Annotated in this window: 14 protein-coding genes and 1 pseudogene; 5 read left to right on the top strand and 10 right to left on the bottom strand. The window is 71.2% G+C overall.

From position 1 onward, the window contains the following. From AOK11_RS12135 to AOK11_RS12145, 3 genes are all read right to left on the bottom strand, one after another. The coding region (locus AOK11_RS12135) for a glycoside hydrolase family 2 protein (protein ID WP_420902984.1) at positions 1-1397 on the bottom strand (1397 nt) is incomplete at its 3' end. A 478-nt stretch (positions 1398-1875) separates the two neighbouring features. Then, positions 1876-2514, bottom strand: coding sequence for an HD domain-containing protein (locus AOK11_RS12140; RefSeq protein WP_055593688.1), 639 nt, complete (start codon positions 2512-2514; stop codon positions 1876-1878). A gap of 109 nt (positions 2515-2623) precedes the next feature. Further along, positions 2624-3622, bottom strand: coding sequence for a GlxA family transcriptional regulator (locus AOK11_RS12145; RefSeq protein WP_055593689.1), 999 nt, complete (start codon positions 3620-3622; stop codon positions 2624-2626). A gap of 428 nt (positions 3623-4050) precedes the next feature. Here AOK11_RS12145 and AOK11_RS12150 point away from each other — a divergent pair, with 428 nt between their 5' ends. Both AOK11_RS12150 and glpK read left to right on the top strand, forming a co-directional pair. After that, positions 4051-4938 carry an MIP/aquaporin family protein gene (locus AOK11_RS12150; RefSeq protein WP_055593690.1) on the top strand — a complete coding sequence of 296 codons (888 nt, stop codon included), beginning with the start codon at positions 4051-4053 and terminating at the stop codon, positions 4936-4938. Positions 4939-4998: 60 nt separating this feature from the next. Next, positions 4999-6516 carry a glycerol kinase GlpK gene (gene glpK / locus AOK11_RS12155; RefSeq protein WP_055593699.1) on the top strand — a complete coding sequence of 506 codons (1518 nt, stop codon included), beginning with the start codon at positions 4999-5001 and terminating at the stop codon, positions 6514-6516. A 22-nt stretch (positions 6517-6538) separates the two neighbouring features. Here the strand turns inward: glpK and AOK11_RS12160 are convergent, their stop codons facing one another. Continuing rightward, positions 6539-6730, bottom strand: coding sequence for a hypothetical protein (locus AOK11_RS12160; RefSeq protein WP_030931808.1), 192 nt, complete (start codon positions 6728-6730; stop codon positions 6539-6541). A 164-nt stretch (positions 6731-6894) separates the two neighbouring features. Here AOK11_RS12160 and AOK11_RS12165 point away from each other — a divergent pair, with 164 nt between their 5' ends. Then, positions 6895-8028, top strand: coding sequence for a glutathione-independent formaldehyde dehydrogenase (locus AOK11_RS12165; RefSeq protein ID WP_055593691.1), 1134 nt, complete (start codon positions 6895-6897; stop codon positions 8026-8028). Positions 8029-8072: 44 nt separating this feature from the next. Here the strand turns inward: AOK11_RS12165 and AOK11_RS12170 are convergent, their stop codons facing one another. Further along, positions 8073-8525 (bottom strand): sensor histidine kinase, encoded by a 453-nt coding sequence (locus AOK11_RS12170; RefSeq protein ID WP_157869333.1) that lies wholly within the window; start codon positions 8523-8525, stop codon positions 8073-8075. 170 nt (positions 8526-8695) lie between these two features. Here AOK11_RS12170 and AOK11_RS12175 point away from each other — a divergent pair, with 170 nt between their 5' ends. Beyond that, positions 8696-9364: a histidine phosphatase family protein gene (locus AOK11_RS12175; RefSeq protein WP_055593693.1), complete on the top strand. Its 669-nt coding sequence runs from the start codon at positions 8696-8698 to the stop codon at positions 9362-9364. A gap of 61 nt (positions 9365-9425) precedes the next feature. After that, positions 9426-9966 (top strand): annotated as a pseudogene (locus AOK11_RS12180) (Rieske 2Fe-2S domain-containing protein); the annotation flags it as partial. 73 nt (positions 9967-10039) lie between these two features. Here AOK11_RS12180 and AOK11_RS12185 read toward each other — a convergent pair. The 5 genes from AOK11_RS12185 to AOK11_RS12205 all read right to left on the bottom strand — a co-directional run. Next, positions 10040-11053 (bottom strand): iron-containing redox enzyme family protein, encoded by a 1014-nt coding sequence (locus AOK11_RS12185; protein WP_055593694.1) that lies wholly within the window; start codon positions 11051-11053, stop codon positions 10040-10042. Next, complete coding sequence (locus AOK11_RS12190; RefSeq protein ID WP_055593695.1) at positions 11034-11312, bottom strand: CDGSH iron-sulfur domain-containing protein; 279 nt, start codon at positions 11310-11312, stop codon at positions 11034-11036. Before AOK11_RS12190 ends, AOK11_RS12185 begins: the two co-directional genes overlap by 20 nt. After that, complete coding sequence (locus AOK11_RS12195; protein WP_055593696.1) at positions 11296-11982, bottom strand: HemK2/MTQ2 family protein methyltransferase; 687 nt, start codon at positions 11980-11982, stop codon at positions 11296-11298. Before AOK11_RS12195 ends, AOK11_RS12190 begins: the two co-directional genes overlap by 17 nt. Before the next feature lie 369 nt (positions 11983-12351). After that, positions 12352-12555, bottom strand: a complete 204-nt coding sequence (locus AOK11_RS12200; RefSeq protein WP_338058922.1) for a hypothetical protein — start codon at positions 12553-12555, stop codon at positions 12352-12354. Positions 12556-12814: 259 nt separating this feature from the next. Beyond that, on the bottom strand, positions 12815-13609 hold a 795-nt coding region (locus AOK11_RS12205), incomplete at its 5' end, for an urease accessory protein UreD (protein WP_055593698.1).

Raw genomic sequence — 13609 nt, forward strand, 5'->3', positions numbered from 1 at the left:
GTGTAGGGGCGGGTGGGGTCGAGTTCGGCGACGACGCGGGGCAGCAGGTCCAGGTAGTACCCGCCGCCCCAGGAGTCGCCCCGCAGTCCGGGCTCCCAGTCCCAGTCGCGGAACCCCCACAGGTTCTCGTTGTTGCCGTTCCACAGGACGAGGCTCGGGTGCGGCATGAGCCGGACCACGTTGTCCCGCGCCTCGGCCTCCACCTCGCCGCGCAGGGGCTGTTCCTCCGGGTAGGCGGCACAGGCGAAGAGGAAGTCCTGCCAGACCATGAGGCCCAGCTCGTCGCAGAGGTCGTAGAAGGCGTCGTCCTCGTAGATGCCTCCGCCCCAGATCCGCACCAGGTCCACGCCGGCGTCGGCGGCCTGGCGCAGCCGCGTGCGGTAGCGCTCGGGGGTGACGCGGGCGGGGAAGACGTCGTCAGGAATCCAGTTCACGCCGCGGGCGAAGACCGGTAAGCCGTTGACGACGAAGGTGAACGCGGTGCCGTGTTCGTCCGGTGAGCGGTCGAGGGTCACGTCGCGGAACCCGATCCGGCGCGTCCAGGAGTCGAGCGGCCGGTCCTCCGCGGGGGTTTCGGCGGTTGCCGCTCCCTGGTCGACGAGGGTCACCTCCAGGTCGTACAGCGGCTGTTCGCCGTATCCTCGCGGCCACCACAGCCGCGGGTCGGGTACGTCGAGGGTCAGCACCGCCCCGGTCCCGTCCACCGCGGCACGGGCCTGCGCGCCGCCCACCGCGGCGCGTACCTCCAGGCGGTGGTCCGCGCCCCGCCCGGTGCGCTCGACGTCGACGCGCACCTCCACCCTGCCCAGGCCGTCGCGGACCGTCACCAGGGGGCGGACGGTCGCCAGACGCGCCGTCGACCAGTGCTCCAGCCGGACCGGGCGCCAGATCCCGGCGGTGACCAGCGTCGGCCCCCAGTCCCAGCCGAAGCCGCACGCCATCCTGCGGATGTACTGGAACGGCTCGGGGTAGGCGTTGGGCCGTTCCCCGGTCAGCGCGCGCACCGCCGCGGCCTCCTCGTAGGCGGAGGTGAACGCGACGTGCAGCGGGCCGTGGCGGCCCGTGACGTCGAAGCGGTGGCGCCGGTGCATGTTCCGGGTCCGGCCGAGCTCGTACCCGTCGAGGGTGATCACGGCGGCGGTGTCGAGGCCGTCGAAGACCAGGTCGGTCCGCTCGTGGCGGTCCGCGGCCGTCTCGCCGGGCGCCAGTTCCCGGGTGTAGGTCCAGGCCCGGCGGCCCACCCAGGCCACCTCGGACTCGTTCAGCCCGACGCAGGGGTCCGGGATCAGGCCGGCCGCGAGCAGGTCGACGTGCACACAGCCGGGGACCTGAGCGGGTAGAGGGCTCCCGTCGTGGACGAGGTTCCATCCCTCGGTGAGCTGGACGGCTTCCTTCATGAACGGCTCCTTCAGCAGGACGGTCCGGCCCTCTCGTGTACGGCTCCGCTCAAACTAACGGCAGGTATCTGAACCGGTCTAGTACACCCCGGCCCCGTACTCGAAGCACCGGAGCCGTTTCAGGAAAAGCGCAGGCGGAGGACGTTCCGCAGAGCGCTGCCGTGACATCGACCGGATGACCACGGGCAGCACGGAGACATTCTCGGCTTTACCGGTTCATCAGCAAGGCCCGCTCAGGAGCATCCGGGGGTACCGGGGCGTCGGGAGCGTCGGGGCGCCAGGGGTGGAAGAACTGGCGAGGGCACGCACCATCCCTGCCCGCGCTCCCGTCGGCCCGGAAGAGGGCCCGACCGCCCCGCCTGCCGCCCAGGCTGCCGCTCCGCTCACGACGCGATCCCGGTCGCCCCGCGGGCAGCGGGGCGACCGGTGACGGAGTAAGGCGTCCGGCCGGCTCGGTGGGCGGCTCCGAGAGGTGCGGTCACTCCGGCCAGGCGGAGTTCTGGATGACCTCGACGAAGTCGGTGCGGCGGAAGCCGGGGACGAAGTGTTCCAGCACGTCCGCGTTGACCGTGCCGAAGGTGGTGTCGGGGCGGTGCTTGAAGCCGTCCGTGAACGCCTGCAGGATCTGCTGCTTGAAGTCGGGGCGGGGATGCGCGGCGGTGACCTCGTCGATCTCGGTCCGGCTGATGTTCGCCAGGCGCAGCCCGAGGACGTCGGTCTCGACGCCCGCGGTGGTGGCCGCGATCTCGGGAGCCATCTTGTACGGCACCTCCGGCGTGGTGTGCAGGGCGACGGCCGTCCACACCGTGTCCGCGTCGCCGGCCGGGATGTCATGGCTGAGCAGGAAGGCACGTGCCTGGTCCGCGCCGTCCATCTCGAACCGCTGGTCGTCGCTGCGGTACGGCGGCACCAGACCCGTGTCGTGGAAGAGTGCCGCCACGTACAGCAGCTCCGGGTCGGGCCGGATGCCCAGGGCCCGGGCCTGGAGGCTGCCGAAGAGGTAGACCCGCCGGGAGTGGTGGAAGATCAGCGGCGGGGTGGTGTCGCGGATCAGTTCGGTGGCGTCCTGGGCGAGCTTGCTGTCGGGGATCTCGATGCCGGCGATCTTCTCGGTCACGGTGGCCTCCCTGGGAAACGGTGACGTCGGTGGTCTGCTGTCCTTCCACTCTCCGCCGGAACCGCCCGCCGTGTCCGCTACCGGACGGCCGACAACACCTCGGAAACGGTCACGCCCCCTCGCGGCCGTCCGGATCGGCAGGCGGGACGGCGCGGCGGCGGCGAGGTGCGGGGCTGGTGGTGGTGAAGCGGTCCCGGTAGCGGGTCGGTGACACACCGAGGTGGCGGGCGAAGGCGCGCCGCAGGCTCTCGTAGCTGGGGAAACCCGACAGCAAGGCGGCTTCGGTGGCGCCGTGTCCGGAGTCGAGGAGGGCCTTGGCCATGTCGAAGCGGATCAGTTCCACGTATTTCATCGGCGTGGTCCTCAGTTCGGTGCGGAACATGCGGGTCAGGTGCCGGGGGCTGACCCGGGCCCGTTCCGCGAGCGTCTCCGGGGTGTGGTCGGCGGCCGGGTCGGCCTGCACGAGGTCCTGGATCAGCCGCAGGACCGGGGTCCGGGGCGCGGGGCCCTGGAGCGAGGCGGAGAACTGCGACTGTCCGCCCGGCCGCTGCATGAAGACCACCAGTGAGCGGGCGACGTCGCGGGCCAGGCCGGGGCCGTGGTCCTCCTCCAGCAGAGCCAGCGCCAGGTCGATCCCCGCGGTGACCCCGGCCGAGGTGTAGATCGAACCGTCCTTCACGTAGAGGGCGTCCGGTTCCACCCGCGTCGACGGATAGCTGCGGGCCAGCAACGCGGTGTGCTGCCAGTGCGTGGTCGCGCGTCTGCCGTCCAGCAGTCCCGCCCCGGCCAGGATGAACGCGCCGGTGCAGATCGAGGCGACCCGTCCGGCGCCGCCCGCGAGCCGGAGGGCGGCCGCGCGGAGGTCCGGCTCGACGGGGCGGACCGGCAGCAGGTCACCACCTGCGACCAGCAGGGTGTCGAAGGCGGGTGCCGACGCCGTGTCCGAGTCCACCGGCACCCGCAGGCCGATGGACGTGCGCACCGGGTTCCCGTCGACCGAGACCACGCTCAGCCGGTAGTTCGCCCCGTACCGGTTGGCCTCGCTGAAGACTTCCGCCGGCCCGGACAGGTCGAGCATCTTCATGTCGTCGAACACCAGAACGCCCACGCGATGCTCTTTCGCCGCCACCAGTCGTTCCTCCGCCTTCCACCGGTTCCTCGGACCCGGCCGACGCGCGACCCGGCGGCCGACCGCGCTCAACTCTGGCAGCAGGAGGGCCGCGGAAGGGGCAGGACGCCGGCCGGGGAGTCCGGCGCGGGCGCGGTCTCCATGGCCGGATGCGTCGCCGTCTCACCGATCGTCGGCTGAGCCGGTACCCCGTGAGGGCGGCGCCACCCGGCTGAACGCCTCCCCCCGGTTCCGCTCGCCACCCGGGCCGGATCGCCTCGGGCCGGATCACCTCGGGCCGGGAACGGAAAGGCGCCATTACTCCATGGGAGGGAAATTCGGCGCCGCGCAAGCAGAATCCACCCGACTGACATAGGTTTCCGGTAATGGGGAGGACAAGCCTGCGCCATTCCAGCCGAGGAGAACCGATGGCTGAACGCATAGCCCATCGACGTGGTTACCGAAAAGGTCTCGCCGGTGAGATGATCGCAGAGTTCCTGGGGACGTTCGTCCTGCTTCTATTTGGTATCGGGTCGGTGGCCGTTGCCGTCGTCGGCCTGCCCGGATCAGGTCGGCAAACAGTGGACTTCGGTCCCGCCAACTGGCTCATCATTTCGTGGGGCTGGGGTCTCGCCGTGGTGTTCGGCGTGTATGTGGCCGGCGGTATCAGCGGCGCCCACCTCAATCCCGCGGTGACTCTGAGCTTCGCCGCATGGAGGGGCTTCCCCTGGCGGAAGGTCCTGCCCTACTGGCTGGCGCAGGTCGCGGGCGCCTTCGTCGCCGCCGCGCTCGTCTACGCGTGCTACCGGTGGGCGATCGACGCGGCCAATGTCAAGGCGGGGATTCCTCGGGACGAATCACTGGCGACCTACTCGATCTTCGCCACATTCCCCGCCGAATACTTCGGAGATTCCTGGTGGGGCCCCTTGCTCGACCAAATCGTGGGCACCGGGATTCTGCTGCTGCTGATCTGCGCGCTCATCGACACCCGCAATACCGCTCCGATGTCGAATCTCCACCCGTTTCTCATCGGTCTGGTGGTCGTCGCGATCGGTCTGGCGTTCGGCACCAACGCCGGATACGCGATCAATCCCGCACGCGACTTCGGTCCACGACTTTTCACCTTCTTCGAAGGCTGGGGTGCCATCGCCCTACCCGGGTCATTCGAATGGTTCAGCGGCTACTGGTGGATCCCCATCGTCGGCCCCCTCGTCGGCGGACTCCTGGGGACCGCCGTGTACGACCTGCTCATCAGTCCGGTGATCAAGGCCCGGATGGGGGCGTCCGAGGAAGGCCCGGCCACCGAGGAGACCTAGTAACAGCAGTGGGCGGGCGCCGCCCGTCGTACCGCACGACCACGAGAAGAGGTGGCCACGATGCCCGAATTCGTCGGCGCGGTGGACCAGGGCACCACCAGTTCACGCTTCATGATCTTCGACCACGACGGGAACGAGGTGGCGAAGCACCAGCTCGAGCACCGCCAGATCCTGCCGCGGTCGGGGTGGGTCGAGCACGACCCGGTGGAGATCTGGGAGCGCACCAACACGGTGATCCAGAACGCCCTCCGTGCCGGAAACCTGTCGGCCACCGATCTGAAGGCCATCGGCATCACCAACCAGCGCGAGACGACCGTGGTCTGGGACCCGCGCAACGGCCGCCCGTACTACAACGCCATCGTCTGGCAGGACACGCGCACCGACAGCATCGCCGCCGCCCTCGAACGCGACGGCCACGGCGAGGTCATCCGCCACAAGGCCGGCCTGCCGCCGGCCACCTACTTCTCCGGCGGCAAGATCAAGTGGCTGTTGGAGAACGTGGACGGACTGCGCGAGGCCGCCGAGGCGGGCCACGCCCTGTTCGGCAACACGGACGCCTGGGTGCTGTGGAACCTCACCGGCGGACCCAACGGCGGTGTGCACGCCACCGACGTGACCAACGCCAGCCGCACCATGCTGATGAACCTGGAGACCCTGGACTGGGACGACGAGCTGCTGGGCATTTTCGGCATCCCGCGCGCGATGCTGCCGGCCATCTGCCCTTCGTCCCATCCCGAGGCGTACGGCCAGGCCCGGACCTCCCGGCCGCTGGGTGCCGCCGTGCCGATCACCGGCGTGCTCGGCGACCAGCAGGCGGCGACCGTCGGCCAGGTCTGCTTCTCCCCCGGCGAAGCCAAGAACACCTACGGCACCGGCAACTTCCTGGTGCTCAATACCGGTACGGAGCTGGTGCGTTCGCAGCACGGGCTGCTGACGACGGTGGCGTACCAGTTCGACGGCAGCCCCGCGGTCTACGCGCTGGAGGGATCCATCGCCGTCACCGGCGCGGCCGTGCAGTGGCTGCGCGACCAGCTGAAGATCATCAAGAGTGCCCCGGAGAGCGAGGAGCTGGCGCGTTCGGTGGACGACAACGGGGGGATGTACTTCGTACCGGCCTTCTCCGGCCTGTTCGCCCCGTACTGGCGCTCCGACGCCCGCGGCGCCATGGTCGGCCTGGCCCGCTACAACACCGGCGCCCACATCGCACGGGCCACGCTGGAAGCCATCTGCTACCAGAGCCGCGACGTGGTCGATGCCATGGAACAGGACTCGGGCGTCCACCTGGACGTACTCAAGGTCGACGGCGGCGTGACCGCGAACGACCTGTGCATGCAGATCCAGGCCGACGTACTGGGTGTGCCGGTCAGCCGTCCGGTGGTCGCCGAGACCACCGCGCTGGGCGCCGCCTACGCCGCCGGCCTCGCCACCGGCTTCTGGCGCGACACCGACGAACTGCGCTCGCACTGGCAGGAGTCGAAGCGCTGGAGCCCGGCATGGAGCGAGGAGCAGCGCCAGAGCGGCTACCAGGACTGGAAGCGGGCCGTGGAACGCACCCTGGACTGGGTCAAGGTCACCTGACGACCGGCTGCCGACGCGACGGTCAGCGGTCGGCGATGTCCTCGCGGAGACCGTCGGAGAATTCCCACCACGACAGAGGAAGCCAGTCGCCGTTGACGAAGGCGTCGACCGTCGCACCGCGCCCGCGGACCGTGACGGTTGTTCCTGGCGGGTAGGTGGTGCCTGACAATCCTGGCACGGGGACGAGCAGGGTTCCCAGCCTCTGGGCTGCCATAGTCCGTCACTCCCTTCCTGGTGCGGCGCCGAAAACTTATATGCCCAGAGAGTACCGGTTTGCCCGATCCGGCAGACCGGAGAATCATGAGAGATGAGTCACGCGGGGAGCGGGCCGGGGCGTGACGAGCGGATACGTGTGCCATCGAGCAGGAGGTCGCATCCATGAAGGCCGTCGTGTACAAAGAACCGTTCACCGTCGCGGTCGAAGAGGTCGACAAGCCCAGCATCCAGCATCCGAACGACGTGATCGTACGGGTCAGCTCCACCGCGATATGCGGCTCCGACCTGCACATGTACGAGGGCCGCACCGCCGCCGAGCCCGGCATCGTCTTCGGTCACGAGAACATGGGAATCATCGAGGAAGTCGGCCAGGGCGTCACCTCGCTCAAGGAGGGCGACCGCGTGGTCATGCCCTTCAACGTCGCCTGCGGCTTCTGCGACAACTGCGTCGAGGGATTCACCGGCTACTGCCTGACCGTCAACCCCGGTTTCCCGGGCGGCGCGTACGGCTACGTCGCCATGGGGCCCTGGAAGGGCGGCCAGGCCGAGTACCTGCGCGTTCCCTACGCCGACTTCAACTGCCTGAAGCTGCCGCCGGGACAGGAGCACGAGACCGACTTCATCCTGCTCGCCGACATCTTCCCCACCGGTTACCACGGCTGTGAACTCGCCCAGGTGCGTCCCGGCGAGAGCGTTGCGGTGTACGGCGCAGGGCCGGTCGGGCTCATGGCCGCCTACTCGGCGCTGCTGCGCGGCGCGAAGAAGGTCTTCTCCGTGGACCGGGTCCCCGAGCGGCTGCAGAAGGCCGAGGAGATCGGCGCGGTTCCGATCAACTTCGCCGAGGGCGACCCGGCCGAGCAGATCAAGGAGCAGACCGAGGGCGTCGGCACGGACAAGGGCGTCGACGCCGTCGGCTACCAGGCGACGGCGCACGGCACGGACCACGAAGAACCGGCGACTGTCCTGAACTCGCTCGTCGCTACGGTCCGGGCCACCGGAGCGCTCGGCGTGCCCGGCCTCTACGTCCCGTCCGACCCGGGAGGCCCGGACGAGCAGGCCAAGCACGGCATGCTCCTCGTCGCGATCGGCAAGCTCTTCGAGAAGGGCCTGCGGATGGGTACGGGACAGTGCAACGTGAAGCGCTACAACCGGTACCTGCGCGACATGATCATCGAGGGCAGGGCGAAGCCCAGCTTCGTCGTCTCCCACGAACTTCCCCTGGACCAGGCGGCGTCGGCCTACGACAAGTTCGACAAGCGGATCGAGGGCTACACAAAGGTGGTGCTGCACCCGTAGCGCCACAAACCTTCGGGAATCGCGCCCCCGGCCGCAGGTCGGCGTCAGCCCAGTGGCAGCACCGCCGCCACCGAGAACTCCCGCTCCTCCGGCCCGGCACACAGGGTTCCGCCCAGTGCGACGACCTGACCCTTGAGCCCTGCCAGGCCCGTCCCCCGCCCTCCGGTCGCCGGAGGGCGGGGTGACACCGATCCGGCGGCGACGCCGTCGTTGCGCACGGTCAGCCGTATGTGGTCGACGCCGGTACGGAGTTCGATCTCGCAGAACCCGGCCCGGCTGTGCTCCAGCACCTTGCCCACCGCCTCGTGCAGCACCGACCGCAGACAGTCCGCCACCGCGCCCTCCCACCGGAAATGCGGGGGCAGCGAGGTGCGCACCGCTATCCCGGAGGCGGTGAGGAGCCGCTGGACGTACCCGAACTCGTCGGCGAGTGAGAACGTCGCCCCGGGACTGCTGATGCGCCGCACGTCCTCCTGCGTCCGACGCGTCAACTCCACGATCTCCGCGAGCACCACCCGGGCGGACGCTTCCGGAGCGTCCGCCCGCAGGGGGGTGCTCTCCGTCCGCCCCCCCCTGCGGTCCCATGCGGTCCCGCCGCCCGGGTCGTGGTCTCGAGGTGGCACAGTGGAAGCCCGCCACCGACCTTCCTGGAGACAGGCCCGTCCACATGCGCTTGCTGCTCATCCGCCACGGTCAGACCCCGTCCAACCTCAAGCACCTGCTGGACACGGCCGCACCGGGGCCGGCACTGACTCCCCTGGGCCAAGAGCAGGCGGAAGCCCTCCCCACCGCACTCGCGGAGGAGAAGATCGGCGCGCTCTACGCGTCCACGCTGCTGCGCACCCAGCTCACCGCCGAGCCGCTGGCGGCCCGGACGGGGCTGGAGGTCCGGGTGCGGGACGGCATCCGGGAACTGTCGGCCGGCGACCTGGAGATGCGGGGCGACGACCAAGCCGTCGAGACGTACCTGACCACCGCCTTCGCCTGGTCGGCGGGAGACACCGGGCTGCGCATGCCGGGCGGGGAGAACGGCGTGGAGGCGCTGCGGCGCTTCGACGCGGTGGTCGAGGAGGCCGCGGGCACGGGGGCGCGGACCGTGGCCATGGTCAGCCACGGCGCCGCCATCCGTATGTGGGCGGCGGCGCGGGCCGAGAACGTCGACGTCGGCTTCGCGGCCCGGCACGCGCTCCGGCACACCGGTGTCGTCATCCTCTCCGGCGCCCCCGACGAAGGCTGGCGGGTCCATACCTGGGCAGGCCGGTCCGTCGGTCCCGCGGCCGGCGTCCCCGGCGCGAGCGGTCCGGCGGGCGAAGCCGTGGACGGCGTCGAGGCCTGACCGGTCTCGTCCGTCCGTACTCCGCCGCAGGTCCGTACCCCACACACAGGTCCGGAACAGCAACGACGCCAGCGACACTGTGCCGCTGGCGGGCCCCTTCCCTCCCGGCGCGCACCATGTGTACGTGGCGACCGGGTTCGGTGGCTGGGTTCGGCGGCTGGGGCATGAGCGGTGGCGCCATGGCCGGACAACTGCCGGCATCGCTGATCACCGGCGCGGAACCCGAGTGGGCGGGACTCTACGACCCTCGTCGGCTGCGCAGCACCGTCCGGGAGGGCGCGTCGCTGCTGAAGCAGCAGGCGGAGGTCGCCCGGCACTTCGTGGGCGACCGGCTGAAGAGCGGCCACGTGGACTCCATCGCCGAGATCGCCCCCGGATCGGACGCGGTCGTGCGCGTCGAGGGGCGGCGCTGCGCCGTCTACCGCGACGAGGGCGGAGCCGTGCACGCCGTGTCGGCGCGGTGCACGCATCTCGGGTGCCTGGTCGCCTTCAACGAGGCGGAGACCGCGTGGGAGTGCCCCTGCCACGGTTCACGGTTCGGCGTCGACGGCGAGGTGCTCCACGGCCCGGCGGTGCGACCGTTGCCCCCGCGGACGACCTGAGCGCCCGCCGACGGCCGGGCGGCCGGGGCGCTCCACCACTCCCCGGCCGCTGTCCCTCACACGCTGCCGGCTGTCATCCCCGACGCTGACGCAGCGCCGACCGTCCGTTCCGCCATGCCTTCAGGAGATGGGACGCCAGCCGGTTCTCCAGGTGGACGGTGGCATCCGCTCCGAAGGCCACGTCCGGCTCCAGGTGCGGCTCGTCGGCGAGCAGGCCCCCGATCACTTCCCGGCGTACGACCTGTTCGTGCACGGCGTCCGCTTCCACGTGCTCCGCGTAGAAACGCTCGGCCGCGGGGCCGGCGCCGGTGCGCCGCATCGCCGCGGCGAGCCGGCGGGAGCCCGGCGACGAGGTGACCTCGACACAGGCGAAGTGGCCGACCAGTGCTCCGCGCAGCGCGCGGTGCAGGCCGAACAGCGTCATCACGTTCACGACGGCGAGGGCGCAGGCGGGCGCCGCCTCCACGTAGTGGCCGTAGCGCGTGTCCAGTCCCAGGTCCGCCATCAGCTCGGCGAAGAGCTGGGCGTGGATGTTCTCGGCCCGGCCCGCACCGAACTCGTCGTACTCGATGGCGACCATGCCGGCCTTGGCCCGTCCGCGCAGCCGGGGGATGACCCACGCGTGGGGGTCCGCCTCCTTGAGGTGATAGAGCGAGCGCAGCGCGGCGTACTCCCGGATCTGCCACAGCTCCCCGTGGTGCTCGAGGTGGTGGGCGACGCTGTCGCTGTGGTCGGTGGACTCCACCAGCAGCTCGCCGAACGCCTCGTCCGTGGTGCGGCCGGCCGGCACGTCGGCACGCAGGGCGCCGAGGAAGCGCTCTTCGAGGGCCCGGCGCAGGGGCATGAGCGCGGGGTCCCACTCACGGTCCTCCGCGATGTCGGCGAAACCGCGGTAATGCAACTCGTAGAGCACGTGGAGGGCCAGGTGCAGGTCCTCCCCGTACGGGTCGGCGGCCGCGGCCTCGCCCGCCTCGGGAGGGGCTTGGCCCGGTGAGGCGAGGGCGGCGAACAGTCCGGCCGAGAGCGGTCCCCTGGGCGCGGGCACGGAGGCGGCGGCAGGGCTGTGGTCAGTGGTGGTCGCCGTCATCGGTGTCCTTCGGGTCGTGGCTGTGCGGCTGGTCGCCGTCCTCGCGGGGCGCGGCGCCGGGGGGTTTCCTGCGGCGGCGGTGGCTGGTGTCGCACCACGGGAGGATGCGGCTGCGGCGGCAGGTGCAGACGGCGACGACGAACCGGTCGGAGGTGGCGATCGTGCCGTCCTCCCGGACGATCTCCACCGGTCCTTCGATCAGCATCGGTCCGTTGCCGTCGACGGTCACACGCCTGGGCCGGTCAGCTTCGTTCGGCACGGATGACCACCAGTTCCTCTTTGTCCTCGCCGGGGCCGATCAGGCCCTGGGCCCGCAGCCACGGCAGCCGCTCGGTGATCACGGGACCGAAGGGCACGTAGGAGCGGTCCGTCACCGAGCAGCGCAGACCGCTGTCGGTCAGCTGTCGCAGCGTTTCCTCCACATCGCAGAGCCCGGAGTGCACCATGAGCAGGACGCCGTGCGGTCGCAGCGCGTCCCGGGCGTGCGCGCAGATCCGGTCGACGGTCTGCCGTCCGCGGCGCCCTGCGTCCCAGGCGACCGCGGGTCTGTGGCGGCGGGGGCGGTGCGCGTGGGGCGTGGGCACGTACGGCGGGTTGCTCACCACCACGTCGAAGCGCTGCCGTGCCACCGGTCCGGTGAGGTCGCCGCGCCGGACCCGGACGCGGTGTCCGGCACGGACGGCGTTCATCCGGGCGGTCAGCACCGCCCGCCAGGAGATGTCGGTCGCCGTCACCCGGGCCCCCGTCCGCGCGGCGAACAGAGCGAGCGCGCCGCTTCCGGTGCAGACGTCGAGAACGTCCGTGTCCGCCGTGACGCCTTCGGTGTGGAGCGCCTGTGCGAGCAGGTAGGTGTCGGCCTGGGGGGCGTAGACCCCGGGCAGGGTCCACAGGCTCCCGAAATCGGCGGGCCGTACGGCAGCAGTCGCCATCTGAAGCCTCCATGGGGATACGAACAGGGACCGGTCTTCGTCCGTCTCACCAGGCGCGTGCCCACCTCATTCAGGTTCGGTGTGCCCACGGCACGCTGCCACTCGAGCAGTGGTCCCCGATCGCTCTCCTGCCCTGTGCATGCTGTCGCATGCTGAGGAACTGGTGGACAACGCCGCACAGGGGACGCAAGCGGCACGAGGGACGCGGGGTGGGGCCCTGCCGACCGGTGCGCGGTCGGGGCGGCACGAGTGTCCCGGAACTCCGGAACTCTCCTGCCGCTGTCCCCGGAACTCCGGAACTCTCCTGCCGCCCCTTCCGCCGTGTTTCCGGACGGGCTCACCTGCTCGCTCCCCGGCCGGGCGTACTCGTCAGACGGCGGGGGTGAAACGGTCCCAGGCGCGGTGGCCCGAGAGGAGATCCGTCATGTCCCGCAGCACCGCGGCCGCGCGCTCGCCGACCACCACGCCCACGGAGGCCGCAGACAGGCCGGCCGCCTCCAGAACACCGGTCCCTCCGCCCCAGGCCCCGAGAGCCTTGCCGTGGCAGTACGCCTCGGTGACCATCAGCAGCAGCCGGTGGCCGCGGCGGCCGTGCCCCCGGTGTGGTGATCACGAGCGTCGGCGATGGCGGCCGGGTCCTGAACACGGCGAAGCCCCCGGTGCGGCGGGAGCTGTCCGGGAACTCACCGCACGGAGGTCTTCGTGTCCCGCCGCAACGCCCGTTCGGTCTTCTTCGGGAGGCTTCTCCTGGTCGAACGTGTCGTATGCGAAGCGTCGTCATCGCCCCGGAGCACCGCACCCCTCACAGCAGTACGCCGAGCCGTGCCCCAGGCTATGTCTCCGCGCCGGACACCCGGGCGAGAGCCGTGTCGAGCAGGCGGCGCAGCTGGGCGGGGGTCGGTGCGACAGCGGTGGCGAGCAGTGCCGGGCCGTCGGCGAGCGGTGCCAGAACGCAGTGTCCCTCCACCGGGCCGCCGAGGAGGACGGCTGCCGGGGGCACGTCCAGCCCGGGGTCGACGAGGAGGAGCTGGCCGGTCGCGCGGTGGCCGCCCAGGACGGCGGGCCCGTCCCAGGCCGGCGTCGGGGCGCCGTAGACGGTGTGCTGGTCGAGGATCGGCCGGCCGTCGCGCCGCACGGTCAGCCGCGTGGACAGGTGGCCCGGCGGCTCGGCGGTGCGTCCGAGGAGCTGCTCTTCACGCAGGAGCAGCCGGGAGCCGCCGGCGAGTTCCACCCGGTACGTCTGGTGCACGGTGCTGCCCCGGGTGCTGATCAGCGGCTGGGGCAGCCAGCGCAGGGAGGCGTCCTCGCCGACGGTGAGCCGTACGTCGTAGGTGGCGGGGTCGGCGGTGGGGCCGCGCAGGGCGATGGTGGCGGCGGCCGTGGTCACCTCCAGCCGGGTGCGCGCCTCGGCGGTGACGTCGAGCGCGAGTCTGTCCCCGCCGAGGGGTGCGCTCATCGCGCCCAGCACGCAGACCCGTGCCCACTCCCCACGGGGCCGGAGCCGGCGCAGGTGGAAGGGCCCGTCGTTGTGCAGGAGAGGGACCGTGGTGGCGCGGCCGTTGTGGGTGGCCCGCAGGCGGGCGGTGGCGTGGACACCTGCGGGGTGGACACCTGCGAGGTGGGCGGG

It is taken from the genome of Streptomyces hirsutus, assembly GCF_001418415.1.
GTDB classification, from domain to species: Bacteria; Actinomycetota; Actinomycetes; order Streptomycetales; family Streptomycetaceae; genus Streptomyces; species Streptomyces hirsutus.